The organism is Vibrio sp. 10N.247.310.98 (assembly GCF_041467395.1).
In the GTDB taxonomy this organism is placed as follows: domain Bacteria; phylum Pseudomonadota; class Gammaproteobacteria; order Enterobacterales; family Vibrionaceae; genus Vibrio; species Vibrio crassostreae_C.
This window is the reverse complement of record NZ_JBFSUL010000003.1, coordinates 91120-109933: the sequence shown is the minus strand read 5'-3', so window position 1 is coordinate 109933 and position 18814 is coordinate 91120. Positions and strand designations below refer to the sequence as shown.

Below are 18814 nucleotides of genomic sequence, written 5' to 3'. Positions count from 1 at the left end.
GATGGATCACTCAATATTTGATAGATAGTCGACGTCAGTATGGATTTTTAATGACTTAGCGGCATACTGGGGCAATAAGCCAGAAATGAGCCGTTATAAGGCAGTATATAGAACAATAGTGTTAGAGGTTCGTAAATGCCAAGTGGTTCTAGCAAGCAGTGGTCTGCCAGAGTAGTATCTTTTCTTTTTTTCCTTGCGATAGTAAGCGCAATTGAGTTCTTTCATGCCAAGCAATTAACTTTTCTTAAAAACGAATCGTATTCAGAGGCAAAAAAGCAACTATCCATTATTCGTTCTCGGATTGAAGCCGCGATCGTGTCAGATATGTATATCCTCAATAATTTCTCGACCTTAGTGACCATCAACCCCGATGGTGAGGTGAAAAATTGGGATAAGATTGCTGAGAATATCATTCAAGATGGCTTCCATATTCGACTTATCGGACTCGCCAAAGACGACATTCTAAACTTTGTTTACCCGATGGAAGGTAATGAGCAGATTCTCGGTATTAATTATCGTGATCACCCAAATCAATGGGAGTCTGTTGAGATAGCCCGTAATCTTGGCAACACCTTTATTGCCGGTCCTTTTGAGCTGTTTCAAGGTGGACAAGCCCTCATTGCACGCACTCCGATCTTCCGAGACCCGCCTTTCAATCAAGATTACTGGGGTGTCTCCAGTGCTGTTATCGGTTTAGATGAGCTGTTTGAAGATGTTGGAATCGGCAAGATAGAGAACAAGTATGAATTAGCAATTCGTGGTGCAAACAGTTCAGGGAAAGATGGCGCTGTCTTTTATGGCACTCAGGATGTGTTCGATAATGCGTTCGCCACTGAACAGGTGAGTTTCCCATACGGGGGTTGGTACCTTGCTCTCTCCGGTAACGAACATGTATTGATGGATGAGCCTTGGTATCGAATCCAAGCGGTAAGGCTGGTAGGCTACTCCATTATATTAGTGTTGGCGTTTGCCTTCTTTACTATTTATCGTCTGTACCGGATTGCAGATAGCCGCTCTATGCATGATGAGCTAACGATGTTACCGAATCGTCGATACTTCATGTATAGCCTCAAGCAGGCCTTCAAAACCACTCAAAAACAGAGAGCGAGAACCTTTGCTGTTGTAAATATCGACCTCGATGGGTTTAAAGCAATCAACGACACTTATGGTCACGCGGCAGGCGATCAGGTATTGATCGAGTGTGCTAACCGCATAAGAAGTGAGCTGCGTGTTTCAGATATCGTTGCAAGGATAGGCGGTGATGAGTTCTTGGTCTTGTTGCCACGCATTATCGATGATCAACACGTATCTTCAATCGTGACTAAACTACGAAAGGCGATATGCTCGGCGCCAGTTGTGTACGAAGCGCACTCTATTTATCTCAGAATCAGTGTGGGTTGGGTTATTCACAATAGTAACTACAATGATGTCGATGCGCTCTTGAAAGCCGCTGATGAAAAAATGTACGAACAGAAGCGACAAGTTATCTAGGTTGAATTTTAGCTGCGATTAGAATTTAGTTGCTGAATGGGGGGAAAAGCCTCAGAATACCGCGCTTTGCTCCGTATCAATGTATTTGATGAGCAAAAGCTGAAGCAACGCACTTTTTAACGTGTTGCTCATACTAAATGTTATTCAACTGAGAAAATAATCTATGAGTTTTACCTCCCTTGGCCTTTCTGAACCGATCCTTAAAGCTATTGAAGCACAAGGTTACGATAAGCCATCACCAATACAAGAGAAAGCCGTGCCAGCTGTCCTAACGGGCAAAGATGTTATGGCCGCTGCTCAAACAGGTACAGGTAAAACTGCAGGCTTCACGCTACCTATTCTTGAAATGTTATCGAAAGGTACTCGCGTACGTCAGAACCAAGTTCGTGCGCTCGTGCTAACGCCAACTCGTGAGCTTGCTGCGCAAGTGAATGGCAGCGTAGTGAAGTACGGTATTAACTTACCGCTGACTTCGACGGTAGTGTTTGGTGGTGTGAAGATTAACCCTCAGATGCAAAAACTGCGTAAAGGTAGTGACGTGTTGGTGGCAACACCTGGTCGTCTACTTGACCTATACAACCAAAATGCAGTGCGTTTTGACCAACTAGAAATCCTAGTGCTAGATGAAGCGGACCGCATGCTAGACATGGGTTTCATCCGCGATATTCGTAAGATCTTAGCTTTCTTGCCTAAGAAGCGTCAGAACCTACTGTTCTCAGCGACGTTCTCTGATGATATCCGCAGCTTAGCGAAAGGCTTGGTGAACAATCCTGTTGAGATTTCAGTAAGCCCTGCAAACTCAACGGCAAAAACGGTTGAGCAAAGCATCTACCCAGTAGACAAAAAGAAAAAGAGCGCAATGCTAGCGAAGCTAATCAAAGATAACGATTGGCAACAAGTGTTGGTGTTCAGCAAGACGAAACACGGTGCGAACAAGCTTGCTCGCTTCCTTGAAGAGCAAGACATCACTGCTGCACCTATCCATGGTAACAAGAGCCAAGGTGCACGTACTAAAGCCTTAGAGAACTTCAAAACAGGTAAGGTACGAGTACTTGTTGCAACTGATATCGCCGCTCGTGGTATCGATATCCCGCAACTGCCTCAAGTAGTTAACTTCGATCTTCCTCATGTATCAGAAGACTATGTACACCGTATCGGTCGTACTGGCCGTGCAGGTGAAGTAGGTAAAGCGATTTCATTGGTTTGTGCTGATGAAGTGGGTGAGCTGTTCGGTATTGAACGCCTGATTCAACAAGTGCTAGAGCGTCGTGAACTGGAAGGTTTCTCTCCAGTAAATAAGTTACCTGAGTCTCGCTTGGATTCACGTCCAATCAAGCCTAAGAAACCGAAGAAAGCAAAACAGCCACGTGAACATGCTGATGGTCAACGCTCTGGTGATAACGCTCGCGGGCACAAGCCAGCAGGTAAGAACAAGCGTCATGTAGCTGGTAATGGTTCGGCTCCAAAGCGTAAGCCGACATCTGGTAAGAAACCTGCTGAAAACAACTCAGCTGCGACAACTGAAGATAAATCAGTAAGAAACAACGGCAGCAACTTTAAACGCGGTAGTGCGGGCAATAAACCTACTGCAAATAACGCAGGTGCTCAGAACACTCTGAGCAAACCAAGCGGTGCGGGTAAATCTAACGGTACTGGTAAGCCAAACAACGCGGGTAAACCTGCAGGCAAACCTAAGAAGTCTGGTTACGGCGGTAGCTACGGCCCAAGCAAGTCGTCAAATAAGCCGATAAGCAACAAACCTTCGACAAACAAACCGTCTCGAAGCCGTTCTAAGCCAGCTCCTCAGAAGTAATCTTTTCTGAGATATTGAAAGAGCAACGAACATGAGTCGCTTTATAAAAAGGCGTCTCGTGGGTTAAGTTCTTTCTGTCATAGAAATCGAATAAGCGCGAATATTGAATCTCAATGTTCGCGTTTTTTTATGGGCGTTGTTTAGGGTGTTGTTTATGTTGAGTAACCGTATAGCTTGAGTAAGCTAGGGGAGGTTTATTGCTGTTTAAAGTGATTGAATCTAAGGGAAATATGACATTTTTGGGAAGGGTAATGAATCTTTAATTATTCATTAATAATAACATAATCACTAGCGTTTTTGTTGAATTTTGCAATTTGCAATTCCAGTTTGCAAAACAAACAAGGATATCCGGCCAATACGTGTCCAGATGCGTAGTAAATACGTGTTTTAAAAGTTGGCACGCATGCTGCATTAGTAATGGTGACCCTTCTTAAGCCGAGGGTCACCTAGCCAACTGACGTTGTTAGTGAACCTTTTTTGTTCACACAAAATATATGACCAATCACCCTTATTGTGATTGGTTTTTTTTTGCCTGAAATTTAGGTTCTATTTTTTGTTATTACTTTTTTACTCACCACACTTAGAGTAACAGCTTGGTTGGCGTGGGCATTCTCCACCTCTGGAGCAGATAAGCCTCGCCTCTGTCTCAATCCCACGTTCAATCCAATTTATATTTAGAATCTTGGCTATTGTCGTGAGATCTTTTTTGATGTTACGCGGAATTGCCACAGAGCCACCATTGTTAACGCATGACGCTTTAAGCTGCTCTGCTATGTCTCTTGAATTACCGCCTTGAGCATCAATTGCAGGGTTGAGATCTATACCAGCACACAACACACGATTGTTACCCGCAGGATCCGTCATATTGATGGATTCACAGCAGTAGATTCTTGGCTCATCACCCACGTTCAAAATGGAGATTTGAGCCGAGCTTCCCGCTCGAGGTTCGGATAATCGACGGAACACAGCCCAATGTTGACATGGGTCAGCGACCGTTCTCATATTTCCCCAAGGTAGCGGAATCCCGTTCCCGCGATATACCGCCTTGAGTTTCCCCGGCCCATAAGCATCAAAGTAGTGCCAGTGAGGGTAGGGCGATACTACAGTCATTCGACGCATCGCAACAGAGGGGGAAACCCCTGCTCTTTTGTGAACGTCGATTTCGTAACCAGTGCGGTCAAGTAGCTGCCTAAACGGGACTTTCGGGCACAGAAGTGCGCCAGCAAAGAAGCTGGATTCAAAGTCTCGCCATGCTTGAAGAATATCTTGGGAGTTGAGCTGTGAAGAGCCTGATACCTGGTTGTCGTCCCACGTGTTGTTGTTACCGACCGACAACACACTCTTTAGGCCTTCTTTGCTGTGCAGAATGCAATGACCGATATAAACCGAAAGGTCGTATTTCAGACGAGTTGGATACTCTTTAAGAATCTCGTTTAAGAAGATAGTACCGGGAGGCTCAAAGAAGGAGGTCACTAACTGCTTAGCGTTAATTCCGAGCTCATCGACGACGTCTTGCGGCGTGCGCGTCACCCAGCGGATGTTGATTCCTAGGCTTCTAGCGATGTCTATCAGGTCTTCTACGCTGAGGTTAAGACGTTTTAAGCCTACCTCTTCCGCAGCGCGCTCAAGGTCAGGGAAGTGGTTCTGGTTGCTCTCTTGGTGTGCTCGAATCAAGAGGTGCGCAAACTGGCGGCCTGAAATGCCCGTTTGTGACAGCATCTCAGGAATCGCAATTTGCAGGATGTCGTTTGAGAATAGGAAGCTCGGCTCGAGCGCCATGCCACTTATCCCACCACGATTCCCCTTATCAGGAGCAATGGCTTGTTGTTCAGATTCGTCGTCGAGGAACCACGTCGGATTCTTCTGAAAGACCTGTGCAATCACTTCCAGCATATCGATGCTCGGAACCCGCTTTCCACGTTCAATCATTGAAAGGTAAGAAACGGAAGGAGCACATTCTGGGTCGATTCTAATACAACGCGCAGACAGGTCTTCCATCGTTAAATGGTTACGTTTTCTTAGGTTACGTATTTTCGTACCTAGGAAATGTGACTGACGAACTAAACTTTTTGACAAGGCCATATTTGTAAAATTCACATTGTAAAATTTTTGTTGTGAAATTGTATGTAAAAAAGCGCTAATCTACAAACTAAGCAATTCACAAAATGACAAATAAATTAAACGTTAGTTTGGAATAATTGCTCTAGGACACATTTTTGCTGTAGAAATCGGTGGTTATCACCGGACTGGTCAAGAGGGAAAGACTATGAATATGCTTACATTCGATAAAACAGAAATCCAAAAACAATCAAAGCCATTTATCGCTGAAGCTGTCTTTGCCGTGGAGACAATCAATGCTAATCAGCAAACTGAAAAGCAAGTGAAAGCAAAGCAGCTGCTTGATCGACTATTCCCACTAGAGAATGGCTCACATCAAGACGTAACTAGCTACGTAGTCGATTACCGCCATATTATGGCTTACTTTAAAGACGGTCAGCACAGCGGTCTGAAGCACCCTAAGCAGTTTGTAGCGTACATGGGTGAGAAGAACGACCCAGACTCTATCTTGTTTCGAGATGGCAGTGGCAGCCACCTAGAGGTGATGTTTGGTTGCCACAAAGGGACAGGTTGTATTGAGCTAGTAGAAATTGATGATATTCAGTTGGAATCATGCACCACGTTTGGCCAATCACCAATGGAAGCAACAACCACAATGCGTGAAGAGACCATTGCAGCGATGCGCCACTGGATCAGTTTGATTCAAGGTGACGCAAAGGGTAAACCAAAGGCATGCAGTGAAGATAAAGAGTTCAGAGCAAAGAGTGGTGAAGACTACTGCTTGAATTATTGCTTCCAGATCTAACGGTGAATCCTAGTTAGCTAAAGTAATTTATACAACTAAAGAAAAAGCCCCGAAGATAATGAACTTTGGGGCTTTCTAGTCTCAATACGAGCCGACTAATATGTCGATAAGAGCATTGTTGGTGTGTTTTACAAAGGCATGACTCGGTTACGGCCAAGTGATTTCGCTTCATAAAGTAGCTTATCAGCACGTTCAATCAGCGATTGAGCTGATTCGCCGGGTTCAAGTTCAGCGACACCAAACGATGCAGTGATACTGCCGACTTGTTGACCACTGCGGCGATCTTTAATCGACAGCTTTTCTAGAGAGCGACGATTGGTATCAGCGAGTTGACGAGCAATACGCAAAGACTTGTTAGGCACAATCAGCGCGAACTCTTCACCACCAAATCGATAGGCAGAAATACCTTCACGGCAACTTAACTTCAGCTTGCGAGCGATCGCTTTAAGCACCATATCGCCAAACAAGTGGCCATAGGTGTCGTTGAAATTTTTAAAGTGGTCGATATCGAGAAGAATCAGACACAAAGATTGTTGTGCTTCACACAGGGTTTCTATGTCACGGTCGAAAGAGCGACGGTTATAGAGTGTGGTTGTACTATCGAAAAGCGCATCTTTCTGAACTTCTACTAACTGGGTTTTTAGCTTGGTGATCTCTGAGGTTGCAGAGTTTAGCTGAGAGTTTAAAAACTGAGTAGAGTGACGAATATGACGGGATTCAGACACCAGCTGTCGAACTAAGGACATGACTTCATCAATAGATAGGCTTTCATTATCAACACGAGCCAAGTCCTCGAAGCTTTTATCGATCATGTCAGAAAAAGCGGAGGTGTCGGTCAGGGTGTCATTCATTGAATTGGAAACTTCAGAAACTAACAGTTCCAAATTAGCGCGAAGGTCATTGATATTGGTTTCGGATTTGCTGGCAACATAATTGTTGTATAGCTGCTCACCAACGGCAGGAGGACAAATACCGTAGTGTTCTAAAACACCATCCATGTCTTGAGTCAGCTGGGGAATAGCGTTATCGACATAGGTGTACCAAAGTGCGTAATTTGCAGGTGTCGTTGACACCCTGTTCTTCATCATAAGAGGCACCGCTTTTTTTAGATTTGCGGTGGATTTCTGAAATTCGTCTTTGTTCATTATTTTTACTGCAGATACCAAAACAACTAAGCCACTTGCGAACAAGGTTAGCGGATTTCGAAGGTCTTTGCTTTAAAAATTATATGATTAGTGGATGAGGGTTGGATAAATAACTCATTTTTATTATGAATATCGATTGCGTATTCATAAGCGTAATCTAATGGATTGTTCTTTAACCATATTTGGGCTTATCAAACTTTCGGCGTAGCGTGAGTTAGTATCAAAAGATTACTGAGAATTAAGTGTTGTCTAGGGAAGTGCATACAAAAAGTGACGTAAATTGATCGTTGAGCTTTAATTGAGAAAGTCTAGGTTGAGGACGCTTGGCTGGTGATTTGCATTTGTTCAGAGTTTACGGGGGAAAGCCTGTATCGAGAGGGGAAATGTTTATAAGCAGGCATAAAAAAGCGCCGATAAAAATCAGCGCTTTAAAATTCTTTTTAGCTATAAGAGCTAATTATTGAGCAACAACGTTTGCTGCTTGTAGGCCTTTTTGACCATTTTCAACTTCGAAAGAAACCTTTTGGCCTTCTTTCAGAGTTTTGAAGCCTTCAGAAACGATTGCACGGAAGTGTACGAATACGTCAGCGCCGCCGTTGTCTTGAGAAATGAAACCGAAACCTTTCTCTTCGTTAAACCATTTTACAGTGCCAGTATTTGTGTTAGACATAATTTGTCCCTTATTCATAAATTTTCTAAGTTGTTGATTGCATTTAATGCAATGCGCTGATAATTGAATTATTTAATATTGCTAAGAAATAAGGAAAAACTACTTACAAAAACGGGTAACGATTTTACATGTCAATTTTTTACTATTCATCTAACTTAAATAACTCCGGCTAACAGAGCGAGAGCATGTTAACACAGTCTTTTGAGATGTACACGCATTGCTTAAGAAATTTGTGCTTTTTTTGTCATACCGTGCGAATGTACAAGATTTACACTGATTTAGTGATAGTTTTGTCGCTTCGTCCAACACAACAAAAGGAAGCATCTCAGCTTCCTTTTGATCATTAGTATAGACGATATTAACGCTTAAAGTTGATATCTTCAGTTTGATCTAAATTTATTTTTGTTTTCGCTGGTTGAGTCTCTGCAATCACCTTACCGTGGCGTATTGAGTACTGCACTGGTACTTGGCGGCGTACTGCATCAAAGCCATTGTCAGCAGGAAGAATCAGCAAGCTACCTGGCTTACCTTCTTCGATACCGAAGTTGTCTTGAATGTTCAATGTGCGAGCAGAGTTCTTGCTGATCAAATCAAGTGAGTTGTTGATTTGGTCGTAGCCCATAACCTGTGTTACATGCAGTCCCATGTGCAGAACTTGAAGCATGTTCGCTGTGCCCAGTGGGTACCATGGGTCAAACACATCATCGTGGCCAAAACAAACGTTGATGTCTGCTGCTAGCATCTCTTTAACGCGCGTTACACCGCGGCGTTTCGGGTAATCGTCGAAACGGCCCTGTAAGTGAATGTTCACTAGCGGGTTTGCCACGAAGTTGATACCTGACATCTTCAATAGACGGAACAGGCGAGATGTGTAAGCACTGTTGTACGAACCCATTGCAGTGGTGTGGCTAGCAGTTACTTTCTCGCCCATTTCAAACTTATGAGCAAGGGCTGCTAATGTTTCCACAAAGCGAGACTGTTCGTCGTCGATTTCATCACAGTGAACGTCGATCAGACAGTCGTACTTGCGTGCAAGCTCGAACACATAATGCAAAGATTCAACCCCGTATTCACGAGTGAATTCGAAGTGAGGGATAGCACCGATAACGTCAGCGCCGATCTTCACTGCTTCTTCAAGCAACTCTTTGCCGTTAGGGTATGAAAGAATACCTTCTTGAGGGAATGCAACGATCTGGATGTCGACCCACGCTTTCATCTCTTCACGAACTTCAACCATCGCTCTTAACGCAACGAGTGTTGGGTCAGACACATCAACGTGTGTACGAACGTGTTGAACACCGTTAGCTATCTGCCATTTCAGTGTTTGCTTGGCACGAGACTTTACGTCTTCGATTGATAGCAGTTCTTTGCGCTCAGCCCAACGCTCAATACCTTCAAACAAAGTGCCAGAGATGTTCCAGTTAGGCTCACCAGCAGTTTGAGTAGTATCTAGGTGGATGTGCGGTTCACAGAAAGGAGTAACTGCAATGCCACCTTCAGCATCAAGGATGTCGCCTTGATGATTGATTTGCGCGCCATTATCGAGAATGCGAGAAAATTGACCATTTTCAATCAGAATCTGTTTCAAGCCTTCTTGGTCTTGAAGTTTCGCGTTCTTGATTAATAAGGTTGTCATAGTGTGTCCTTAAGCGGCCTGAGATTTCAGAGCTTTGTTGTTCAATAGAGGATTAAGCACGAGGTAACTGATTGCACCACCTAACACTGCGTTCAAAGGAACAACGCCAGGTAGGAAGTGACCAGCGGCTACGCCTGTTGCTACCGCGATAATGCCAGCCCAGTTAACGGTTTGGAACTCTGCATTTGCAAAATCTTTGTAACGTTTACGGTTCGCGAAGAAGTCGGCGATGATTACGCCACCAATGGGTGGAATCGCCAGCGAAAGGAAGGTTAACCAACCAACGAAGTTGTTGTATAACCAAAGTGCGAAAATCGTACCGATAATGCCGTTAATGATTGACATTGTAGTACTTGAGCGACCAGTGATGTTAGATAAACCCAAACCGGATGCATAAAGTGCATTTTCATTGGTTGTCCAGATATTCAAGCCAAGCACGATGATGGCTGGAAGCAGCAGACCTTGCGCGATCATCACATCTGAAATATCAGCCTGACCGGTTGCTGCTGCTCCTGCTGCGCCGAAGATAAACATCAGCGAGTTACCGATGAAGAACGCAACCATAGTAATTAATACTGCGCTTGCTGGCTTTTTACCAAAGCGAACGAAATCGGCCGTTAACGTACCCGCACTTACGAACGAACCTACAACCATTGTAAGAGCCATTGAAAAGTCCATTGGCGTCTCTGGTTTAATAAGTTGCAATTGCTCTAGTCCACCAACACTGTCTACCGCAGTCAGTACTGAGTAACCACCCAGAATCGCAATCGCAGGCACTGCAATCGCTGAAAGCACCATTAGCGCTTTAATGCCGAAGTACACTGTACCCGTCATCAATAAGCCAGATACGATAATCAAGGTGTTGGTATCAATGCCCGTTGCTTTTTGTACTGGAATAGCAAACATCGCAACACCCACACCAAACCAACCGACTTGTGTACCACCAAGTAAAGCAGAAGGAAGCCATGAGCCTTTAGTACCGAAAGAGAAACGAGCAAGGAGGTGGGTAGAGAGGCCAGTAGATGAGCCGATGTAGCCAAGAAAAGAAGTGTAAATACCGAGGATTAGGTTACCGATGAGAACGGCGAGGAAGAAATCGTTGAATGAAAGACCTGTCCCGAGTGAACCACCTGTCCACATACTTGCAGAGAAGAAAGTGAGTCCAAGCATTACCATGGTGAGTGAAGCGACTCCTTTCCTAGCCGATGTAGGAACCGGCCCTAGACTGTAGTTATTATCAGCAGCCATTTTTTACCTCCGCAAATGATCAAAATTAAAATTAACGGTCGCCGTATTGCAGGCAAACTTGCGCATTATGGTGATATAAATCACATAGTCAATGCTAATTTTGTCAATAATTGCCCATAAAAACCAGTTATTGCAGTAATTATCTTGTAAAACATAGGGTTATTTTCTGTCTTTATTTAAAAAAAACAAATAGAAAACGTTTTCTATAATGCGTTGGTTATCTGCTGTTCTTGGTTGGCTATGAATGCTTATTATTATACGTCTGAATGGGTGTCTGTATCGAAAAAGAGGGCGGTTGGCCAAACTGCAGGCAAAAAAATAGCCAATCGCAATAATCGCAATTGGCCTATATATTTTGTGAACAAGAATAGGTTCACTAACAACGTCAGTTGGCTAGGTGACCCTCGGCTTAAGAAGGGTCAATATATACATTGCAGTTAGTGTGCCAACTTTTAAAACCACGTAAAACGGCAGTTTTATAGCAATCTGGTGCGTATTTGAGCGTTTAATTTGCGTTTTTGCAATACCCAGTTGCAAAATGCAATTGCGATTTGCAACTTTAGAGTGTTTATTCGTTTTTCGGGTTTGTGTTCTTTCTGGCGACGAATGGTGAAATAAACAAAAAGCCCGTGCGATCTAAGAGCGCACGGGCTTGGGTATTGTTTCACCAATAGGAAGTATTAGATGGAGTAGAAGAAGTACAGTTGAGACTTCATTCTAATGATGATCCCGCGTATTACGTCTAGGAACGCCATAAAGCTGATAGGCTTCTCACCGCTTACCCACGCTAATCCGACAGAGCCAACAGGAATATCGTAACCCTCTGCCTCATCAATTTTTAAACGAACAAAGTGGTGCTTGTTCTGAAGGTTTTTGCCTGTGGTAACACGAACCTGCTCATCGATACCCAGCAAACTTGCTTGCGCTTCACCAGTGGCCTCTACAATGCCTTCTACGGTTGCAGAGAACACTTTTCCTGGGTATACCGCTGTCGCAAATTCCGCAGGTTGACCGACCTTAATATTACGAATCGCTTGGTGGTTAACTCGCATCAGCACGTACTTCTCTTCGGTATACATCTGGATACGAGGCATCATTGAAACACGCTGACCTTCACGAAGAATAAAGTTCGTTACAAAGCCGTCAGTCGGTGCCGTGACTTTGGTGCTGTTCAAGTCCCATTGTGCTTGTGCCAGTGTTGCCTTTGCTGAATCGACCTCAGTTTGCTTCTTGCTCACATTGGTTTCAGCTTTGTGGATGTTCAACTTCGCATTCTCGGCATCGACTTCTTTCTTGCTAAGCTGAGATTCCAATGTCGTAACGTTATACGTCGCTAAGTCTACCTTTGCTGTTTGTTGGTCGATGTCAGTTGCAGTGATCGTATGTTCTACCACTTTGTTTTGCTTCTGGTAACGATCAAGCGTCTTTGACTGCAGTACTAAGTCTGTTTTAGCCGAATCTATTTGTGCGACTGAAGCTTTGATGTCTTCAAGCGCCGATTGATAGCTGACTTTTGCAATGCTCACTTCTTGACGAGCTGTGTCTAAAGCGACCTCTGCAGACTCAAGTTGAACGCTGGCTTTGTCTCTTGCGATGACATATTTAGTGTCATCAATTTCGTAAATTAGCTGTCCTTCAGTCACATCCTGGTTTGGGTCGATGTGGACTTTGGAAGTTTTTCCCGACACATTAGTTGAATCGGGACGCAGCTGAATATGTGGAGACTGAACCACTGAGCCTCCCGATAGATCCATCGGAGTAAAATTGAGTAGGCCAACCCATACAAACAGCAACCAAGATGTACCCCCTAGGTACGCAAACGCCTTGGTGCCTTTGTTCCAAGGCATACCAACAAGTCTGAGTAAGTAAATGAACAGTGCCCAAATTGCCAAGCCTTCTAACATGTTTGGCTCTCCTCATCTTGCTTGTCGGAAGTTGTTTGCTCCTTGGTTGTGGTCGGTGACTTCCATGTGTCTCTTAGATTGATGATGGCTTTTTCCATATCAACGAAGGCCAAAATTACTGCTAGTACCCATACCCAGTGCCATACAAAACCAATCCATGTTAATGCGGTGATCAAACCGAGTTGTTGATGCTCTTTACTGTGAGCCTTGTTGATTGGTAATTCATGCACACGCCAGAAGCCGTAACATGCAGCAGCGATGGTTGCGACTAACACTACGCCTGCAACTACGTGTAGTGCGGTATCTGCGCCGGTTCCGACAAATGGGACACTAACTAAACTCATTGATATACCCTAGGTTAAATTGAGCACCGAGTGTTATTGATATCAGATTTAGAAGTTGATAATTTACCAATTACTTTAATAATGATGTCATTATGATTTGATCTGTAATAGTGACTTCTAAGTATGGTGGCTAATGAACAATTGTAACTTCTTAAGAGCATTGGGTATTTTGGGTATTTACCAATACGCAACGACTAATAAGGCTGTGAATACTGAGCAATTAGGTATTCCTAAATCGGTGTTTAATAACCCGATGAACCTTATCCCCGTAAGTGAAGTGGACAAATGGTATGGCTTACTTGAACAACAAACCGGTGATTCCGATATTATCTTGAAGCTGGCTGATAGAGTGGATATTGAAAGGCTAGGTCCTCTCTCTAACTGGTTTTTCTCGGGGCACGATCTGGCGTCGTCTATACGCCGAGTTAACATCGGGTTGCACTGTTTGCAGTCCGGGGCTTTTCTATATGGCGCTCAAGTCGGTAATTTCATCAAATGGTGCTACGACAATCCTGCTTATACTGAGGTGGGTAAAGTTCATGACTCAATTCGAGTTGCCATCTTTATGATGAAGATATTAAGGCGTTACTTGGGAGACGACTTTACTCCCGCAGCCGTCTCTATCGCAGGTTATCGCGAGAACACTCAACTCTATCAAGAGTATTTTGGGTGCAATATTCAGTGGGGCCAGCCACGAACTGAAATCTGGATACCAAGCCAGTCGAGGTTATCGAGCAATCAAGCCCCTTCTAGCGGCAAGATGAGCTTGGCAATGAACTTTCATGACTTAGATAATTACCTCAACATGCCTGATGCCGCGGATGAGCATAAGGTGACCTATGAGATGATCAATTACAGTCGCCATTTCGGCCTGCCAACACTGCATAAAGTGTCGAGTTTGCTTGGGTTATCTGAACAGCAATTTCAACGTCGATTGCATAACTTAGGCATCAACTTTTCTACCATTATGGGCTATGCGTTAAGTAATGTGGCGGTGGAGTTGTTGATGTATTCAGTGCCAATAGATAAAGTCGCGACGAGGCTCGGCTATACCAATGTCGCGAGCTTTAATCGGATGTTTAAGAAACATCGAGGTTTGACACCCAAGCAATATGTTGAGCGCCTAAAAACTGGCCTGTAACTATTCAGAGCTAACTTATGGTTCGTTTATGGATCAGGCTGGACAAGTAAACCATCCCCCAAGTACTCAAAATGAAAGGGGCGGTGAGTGGTAACAGTGACAGTTCATGAAAACCAAGTGTGATGAGACAGCTTAACAGCATGCCTAATAGGATTAACGGCCAACGGATTCGCGGATAGGGCACAAGTGCTAAAGTGGCAAGAATGGCGTTGTACCCGTAAAGACCTTGGGCTACCAGTTCGTTAGAAGCGCCAATCAACCCGCTAAATACGGTGCTAATTATTACTGCGAGCATAACCCAAATGGCATGCTTGATATTGTTGAGTGCGATGGCGACTAAGATAACGAGCCCCGACAACGCATTTTCGATGAAGCTGACTTGGCTTATCCCTTTTAACAACGGGATCACCACTGTCGGCAGGTTGAACCACGAGTTAGCCTCAATACTGATGAGTGGCATCAGTGCGGAATCAGGTGCAGAAAACGCTGACAGCTCAAAGGTTGATTGGATAATATAAATCAGCCAAGTGGTGAGGATAAAGGCGCTAGTGTAACCGCGATATTTCTCAAAACTGAATACGATGTGGGCAATCGGCACCGTGAGTAATGCACCTAACGCAGTCACTAAAGCCAATAATGGTGTCACACCAAAAAAGTTACCGATAAATAAACCAATCAAAGCGCCATTTAGCGCGTACATTCCACTATCAATGTCGTCAACTGACTTGTTGGTGTTGGTGTTGGTGTACATATAGCCATAGAAAGCTAATGCAAAGCTGCAACTGGCGCCAAGTAAGGTAAGAAAAGCCAGCGCCAGTGACTCAATAGAAATGGCAAGCAACAGCAAAGTCGACGTCATGATAGACGGTGTGAAATAGACTTGCCCAATGCCATTGAGCAAGCCTTGAAACGGCAGAATATCCTTGTTCGTTTTCATCGTCTGATTACATTATTGAGTCATGTTAAATTTTTGCAATTCAGATTGTATACAATTTTATCAAGTTCACCATCTTCGAGTGTTAATTCTGATACCAGCGTTCACCATAAGCTTGTTGGTAATCTGGTGTTTCAATGATGCCTTCTTGTTCTGGAACGGTTTCTAACGGCCCAACAACAGTTCTATAGGGTAATACGCCAGCCCAAACTGGAATGTCCATATCGGCTTTATCATCATTCACTCCATGTTTACCAATCTTCACGGAAGCTTCTGTTAAAGGTATCGCCAACAACTCGGTCGCAGTGAGTTCTTTTTCATTACTGAGCCTCACTTCATCGGTTCTGCCCGGTGCGATTTGCTCAATAAAGATATTCAACAAGCGATCCTTTTCTTGATTGTCATCGATGACTGAAAATGACCCCAATACCACAGCAGAACGATAATGCGCACTATGATGAAATGCCGAACGAGCCAGCACCCAACCATCGAACAAGGTGAACGTTAAACAGGTTGGTTCTCCCTTTTTTAGTCCTTTTAGTAGGCGACTGTTTTTAGCTCCATGAATGTAGACTATATCACCCACTCGCCACGCGAGCATCGGGATGACCATTGGTCCTTGTTCGCCCTGCAATGCAATGTGTGCGATTAAGCTCTCATCAATAATTTGGTGCAGTTTCTCTTGTTCAAATACGGCTTTGTGAGCCCCTTTTTTAATCGTGGTTCTTTTCGTGTTAGATAACATAATCGCTCCTTAATCATTGCCTTTTGATTAATGTAGCGATTAACTGGTCTATTAAATAGAGCCACTTTTAAACACTATTTGGATCCAGTTATGCAGCCTATCGATGTCGGTGATCTACAGTTAGACGAACAACACGGCACGCGTCAAACCGCCTTGTTCCACGCGATAAGAGAGAAGATCGTTCAAGATTTATGGAGCAAGGGCAGTAAGTTACCTTCAACACGTAAGTTGGCTGTCGAGTTATCGGTGAGTCGAAATACGGTGATTTATGCGTACGAACAACTGGTTACTGAAGGCTATATCGAGAGTAAGCAAGGCTCAGGGTTTTATGTCTCGGTTGAACAACCAGAACACTTTCTAAGTTTGTCTAAGCCAAACAGTGTTCAGGATCCGAAGGTCAAACAAACAGTCAGTAAACCGAGTACAAACATAGCGACACCTAACGACATTAACCGCAGCTTTGCCCCAGGAGTTCCTGACTTAGATGCGTTCCCTTTTGCGAAATGGCAGAGGTTGCTGCAACGTCACTCTACACGTCAGAACATTGCGGGCAATCAAGAGGTTCAGGGAAGCTCAGCCTTGAGGGAAGCGTTGAGTGGGTATCTTGCAAGCAGTCGTTCCGTTCATTGTAATGCCGACAGAATCATCATCACCGCAGGTGCGCAGCAAGCCATCTCAATCGGATTAATGGCAACGTTAGCGATGGGCGACAAAATCCTCGTGGAGGAACCCGGTTATCGACAAGTACATAAAATTATCGATCTGTTGAGACTAGAGTTAGAAGGTGTAAGTGTGCGTGAAAAGGTGGGGTTGGATATTGAGAAAGTGTTGGCCAGTAATGCTAAGGCTCTGTATGTCACACCGAGTAACCAATACCCAATGGGCACGACTTTAAATACTGAGCAGCGCCTTAAACTGATCGATTGGGCCAATCAACATCAGTCATGGATCATTGAAGATGACTATGACAGTGAGTTCCAGTTTGCTCATCGCCCTTATACCTGCATGCAAGGGTTGGCGGGAAAGTTGGGGTTCGATGATCGCATCATCTATGTCGGCTCTCTGAGTAAGGTTATGTTCAATGGCCTTCGATTAGGGTACTTAGTGGTACCAGAAAGTCTGGTGGCGAAGTGTCTTGAGATCAAAGACGCGCTTACTGGAGACACGGCGTCCCACACACAGGAAGCTTTGGCGGATTTTGTTCGAGAAGGCGACTTGCTGCGTCATATTAGAAAGATGCGTCGGTCATACAAACTCAAGTATGAAGCCATGATAGAAGCGATTGAAAGCGAGTTTAACGGTGATCTTGAAGTGATCAGTCAGGCAGCAGGGCTACATGTGACCGTGAAGTGGTATCAAGGTATATCTGAGACTGAATGGAGTCATAGAGCTGAGCTTGAAAATATCATCATTCGTCCGTTTGATTTTTATGAATATGGATCAAGTGATGCTCGTGATTGGAGTGGGGTGGTGTTGGGGTTTGGAAATATCCGATTGGCTGACATAAAGCCGAAGATCAAACAGATCGCTCGGCTTTTTTATCAGTAATATTGGTAGGGCTTGTTTACCATTTTCTGATTCATCACGAATCGAGTTACAACTTGTCGATAGAGACGGTGGGTTTACCTTTACATAGCCACTTTCGCCAAGGGAGTGACAATGTCACAAAAACAGTCACAGCATAGAGCATCGACCAACTTAAACAGATAAACACCAAGGTACAGATGACCAATGAAAGCATGGCAGTGTATCTAGATGCGCCTGTTAGTAATCGGCAAGCGGCTAACATTGCGAGCAGATAAACCAGAACAAAAATACCGTTGGCGAGCTTGAGAAAGAACTCAAGGTCTAAATTAGACAGCTCACCAATCACACACGAAATAAGCACGACAAAGCCAATTGCTAACGTTGGGTAGAGCGGTACGCCGCGGCTGTTCAGTTGAGCCATTCGACTTGCAGGGCTGTGTTGGCGGGCCTGAGCCCAGATCATCCGAGACAGGCTTTGTGTGTAAAGGTTTAGGCTGGCAAAGCAAGCAAAGAACCCCAGCACGCTGATGACGGTTTTGAAGCCATTACCAAACAGTTGTTCTGTTACCCAAGGGATGGATGCGGCATCGAATTCAGATGAACCGAAAGCACCCAGCTTAAGAATCACTACTGAACAAGCCCAGTACACTAGCCCCGCAACAAAACAGCCTGCAATGATGGCGATTGGGAAGTCACGTTGTGGATTTTTGAATTCCTCTCCCATGTGAGCAAAAGCTTCTATTCCGACAAAGCACCAAAACATGACAGCTAAAGCAGCGCCGATAGACCACATTGAATTGGATGAGATGGCAGGAAGAGCAACATCGGTTGCCGTGATGTCGGCTTTCCAAACAAAAGCGCTGACTAAGGCAAAAATCGACAATGCGATCACGGTTTGCAGTCGGCCAGAAGATTTACTGCCCATCAAATTGACGGCAATAAGCAGGGCGACGGTAAAGGATTGAGCACCAAGTGGTGTATCGAGAGGTGCGGGTAACAATTGTTGAGCAAAACCACCAGCCAGTGCAATGGCCGCTGGAATACCGACAGGAATAACACTCACAAACAACCACGCCACGCTTGTTTCTAATCGCTCGCTAAACGCCTGGCGCACAAAATAGGCAGTACCACCTGCATTCGGGTAGCGTTTTCCTAATGATGCGAAGGTCAGTGCAATCGGGCAAATAGCGATAAACAGGATTAACCAAGCGAGAAGAGACAACTGTCCTGCAATGCCTGCTGCGATCGCAGGGATCATAAATAATCCAGTGCCTAGCAAGGTCGTCGAGAGTTGTCCGATTCCTGAAATAAGCGTGATTTCTTGTTTGAGTTGTGTCATTCGCTCTCCTAGCT

The 18814-nt window shown here is 44.4% G+C and carries 15 protein-coding genes; 5 read left to right on the top strand and 10 right to left on the bottom strand.

Going from position 1 to position 18814, the window contains the following annotated elements:
• Positions 1 to 135: 135 nt before the first annotated feature.
• Together AB6E78_RS02230 and AB6E78_RS02225 are read left to right on the top strand one after the other, a co-directional pair.
• Positions 136 to 1491, top strand: a complete 1356-nt coding sequence (locus tag AB6E78_RS02230) for a diguanylate cyclase (RefSeq protein WP_102398618.1) — start codon at positions 136 to 138, stop codon at positions 1489 to 1491.
• A 163-nt stretch (positions 1492 to 1654) separates the two neighbouring features.
• Positions 1655 to 3304 (top strand): DEAD/DEAH box helicase, encoded by a 1650-nt coding sequence (locus tag AB6E78_RS02225; protein ID WP_372132530.1) that lies wholly within the window; start codon positions 1655 to 1657, stop codon positions 3302 to 3304.
• A gap of 567 nt (positions 3305 to 3871) precedes the next feature.
• Here the strand turns inward: AB6E78_RS02225 and AB6E78_RS02220 are convergent.
• Entirely contained in the window at positions 3872 to 5401 is a 1530-nt protein-coding gene (locus tag AB6E78_RS02220; RefSeq protein ID WP_081090203.1) for a DUF3612 domain-containing protein, read from the bottom strand.
• 169 nt (positions 5402 to 5570) lie between these two features.
• Between AB6E78_RS02220 and AB6E78_RS02215 the strand changes: the two genes are divergently transcribed.
• Positions 5571 to 6167 carry a malate synthase gene (locus AB6E78_RS02215; RefSeq protein WP_017060610.1) on the top strand — a complete coding sequence of 199 codons (597 nt, stop codon included), beginning with the start codon at positions 5571 to 5573 and terminating at the stop codon, positions 6165 to 6167.
• A gap of 128 nt (positions 6168 to 6295) precedes the next feature.
• On the opposite strand, the gene AB6E78_RS02210 is transcribed toward AB6E78_RS02215, so the two are convergent.
• The 6 genes from AB6E78_RS02210 to AB6E78_RS02185 all read right to left on the bottom strand — a co-directional run bounded on the left by AB6E78_RS02210 (position 6296) and on the right by AB6E78_RS02185 (position 13114).
• Entirely contained in the window at positions 6296 to 7312 is a 1017-nt protein-coding gene (locus AB6E78_RS02210) for a GGDEF domain-containing protein (RefSeq protein WP_017060611.1), read from the bottom strand.
• A gap of 457 nt (positions 7313 to 7769) precedes the next feature.
• Positions 7770 to 7982 carry a cold-shock protein gene (locus AB6E78_RS02205; protein ID WP_004740083.1) on the bottom strand — a complete coding sequence of 71 codons (213 nt, stop codon included), beginning with the start codon at positions 7980 to 7982 and terminating at the stop codon, positions 7770 to 7772.
• 358 nt (positions 7983 to 8340) lie between these two features.
• Positions 8341 to 9618, bottom strand: coding sequence for a cytosine deaminase (locus tag AB6E78_RS02200; RefSeq protein ID WP_372132527.1), 1278 nt, complete (start codon positions 9616 to 9618; stop codon positions 8341 to 8343).
• Between the two features lie 9 nt (positions 9619 to 9627).
• The gene (gene codB, locus AB6E78_RS02195; protein WP_372132524.1) at positions 9628 to 10866 is read right to left on the bottom strand and encodes a cytosine permease; all 1239 of its coding nucleotides are present in this window, start codon (positions 10864 to 10866) and stop codon (positions 9628 to 9630) included.
• Positions 10867 to 11546: 680 nt separating this feature from the next.
• Positions 11547 to 12770 carry an HlyD family secretion protein gene (locus AB6E78_RS02190; RefSeq protein WP_136973822.1) on the bottom strand — a complete coding sequence of 408 codons (1224 nt, stop codon included), beginning with the start codon at positions 12768 to 12770 and terminating at the stop codon, positions 11547 to 11549.
• Entirely contained in the window at positions 12764 to 13114 is a 351-nt protein-coding gene (locus AB6E78_RS02185; protein WP_017066493.1) for an MFS transporter, read from the bottom strand. The genes AB6E78_RS02190 and AB6E78_RS02185 overlap by 7 nt, the downstream gene beginning before the upstream one ends.
• Positions 13115 to 13247: 133 nt before the next feature.
• On the opposite strand from AB6E78_RS02185, the gene AB6E78_RS02180 reads away from it, so the two are divergent.
• Positions 13248 to 14255 carry an AraC family transcriptional regulator gene (locus AB6E78_RS02180; protein WP_017061786.1) on the top strand — a complete coding sequence of 336 codons (1008 nt, stop codon included), beginning with the start codon at positions 13248 to 13250 and terminating at the stop codon, positions 14253 to 14255.
• Between the two features lie 10 nt (positions 14256 to 14265).
• Here AB6E78_RS02180 and AB6E78_RS02175 read toward each other — a convergent pair whose 3' ends face one another.
• The gene (locus tag AB6E78_RS02175; protein WP_372132521.1) at positions 14266 to 15192 is read right to left on the bottom strand and encodes an urea transporter; all 927 of its coding nucleotides are present in this window, start codon (positions 15190 to 15192) and stop codon (positions 14266 to 14268) included.
• 82 nt (positions 15193 to 15274) lie between these two features.
• Positions 15275 to 15934: a pyridoxamine 5'-phosphate oxidase family protein gene (locus AB6E78_RS02170; RefSeq protein ID WP_017061784.1), complete on the bottom strand. Its 660-nt coding sequence runs from the start codon at positions 15932 to 15934 to the stop codon at positions 15275 to 15277.
• A gap of 90 nt (positions 15935 to 16024) precedes the next feature.
• On the opposite strand from AB6E78_RS02170, the gene AB6E78_RS02165 reads away from it, so the two are divergent.
• Positions 16025 to 17482: a PLP-dependent aminotransferase family protein gene (locus AB6E78_RS02165; RefSeq protein ID WP_065585005.1), complete on the top strand. Its 1458-nt coding sequence runs from the start codon at positions 16025 to 16027 to the stop codon at positions 17480 to 17482.
• Positions 17483 to 17528: 46 nt separating this feature from the next.
• Here the strand turns inward: AB6E78_RS02165 and yjeH are convergent, their stop codons facing one another.
• Entirely contained in the window at positions 17529 to 18800 is a 1272-nt protein-coding gene (gene yjeH / locus AB6E78_RS02160; protein WP_372132518.1) for an L-methionine/branched-chain amino acid transporter, read from the bottom strand.
• Positions 18801 to 18814: the final 14 nt, after the last annotated feature.

What these genes read in the sequence shown, in the direction of transcription:
- AB6E78_RS02230 (WP_102398618.1), top strand. Translation starts at nt 136, where the DNA reads ATGCCAAGTGGTTCTAGCAAGCAGTGGTCTGCCAGAGTAGTATCTTTT.
- AB6E78_RS02225 (WP_372132530.1), top strand. Translation starts at nt 1,655, where the DNA reads ATGAGTTTTACCTCCCTTGGCCTTTCTGAACCGATCCTTAAAGCTATT.
- AB6E78_RS02215 (WP_017060610.1), top strand. Translation starts at nt 5,571, where the DNA reads ATGAATATGCTTACATTCGATAAAACAGAAATCCAAAAACAATCAAAG.
- AB6E78_RS02210 (WP_017060611.1), bottom strand. Translation starts at nt 7,312, where the DNA reads ATGAACAAAGACGAATTTCAGAAATCCACCGCAAATCTAAAAAAAGCG.
- AB6E78_RS02205 (WP_004740083.1), bottom strand. Translation starts at nt 7,982, where the DNA reads ATGTCTAACACAAATACTGGCACTGTAAAATGGTTTAACGAAGAGAAA.
- AB6E78_RS02200 (WP_372132527.1), bottom strand. Translation starts at nt 9,618, where the DNA reads ATGACAACCTTATTAATCAAGAACGCGAAACTTCAAGACCAAGAAGGC.
- codB (WP_372132524.1), bottom strand. Translation starts at nt 10,866, where the DNA reads ATGGCTGCTGATAATAACTACAGTCTAGGGCCGGTTCCTACATCGGCT.
- AB6E78_RS02190 (WP_136973822.1), bottom strand. Translation starts at nt 12,770, where the DNA reads ATGTTAGAAGGCTTGGCAATTTGGGCACTGTTCATTTACTTACTCAGA.
- AB6E78_RS02185 (WP_017066493.1), bottom strand. Translation starts at nt 13,114, where the DNA reads ATGAGTTTAGTTAGTGTCCCATTTGTCGGAACCGGCGCAGATACCGCA.
- AB6E78_RS02180 (WP_017061786.1), top strand. Translation starts at nt 13,248, where the DNA reads ATGAACAATTGTAACTTCTTAAGAGCATTGGGTATTTTGGGTATTTAC.
- AB6E78_RS02175 (WP_372132521.1), bottom strand. Translation starts at nt 15,192, where the DNA reads ATGAAAACGAACAAGGATATTCTGCCGTTTCAAGGCTTGCTCAATGGC.
- AB6E78_RS02170 (WP_017061784.1), bottom strand. Translation starts at nt 15,934, where the DNA reads ATGTTATCTAACACGAAAAGAACCACGATTAAAAAAGGGGCTCACAAA.
- AB6E78_RS02165 (WP_065585005.1), top strand. Translation starts at nt 16,025, where the DNA reads ATGCAGCCTATCGATGTCGGTGATCTACAGTTAGACGAACAACACGGC.
- yjeH (WP_372132518.1), bottom strand. Translation starts at nt 18,800, where the DNA reads ATGACACAACTCAAACAAGAAATCACGCTTATTTCAGGAATCGGACAA.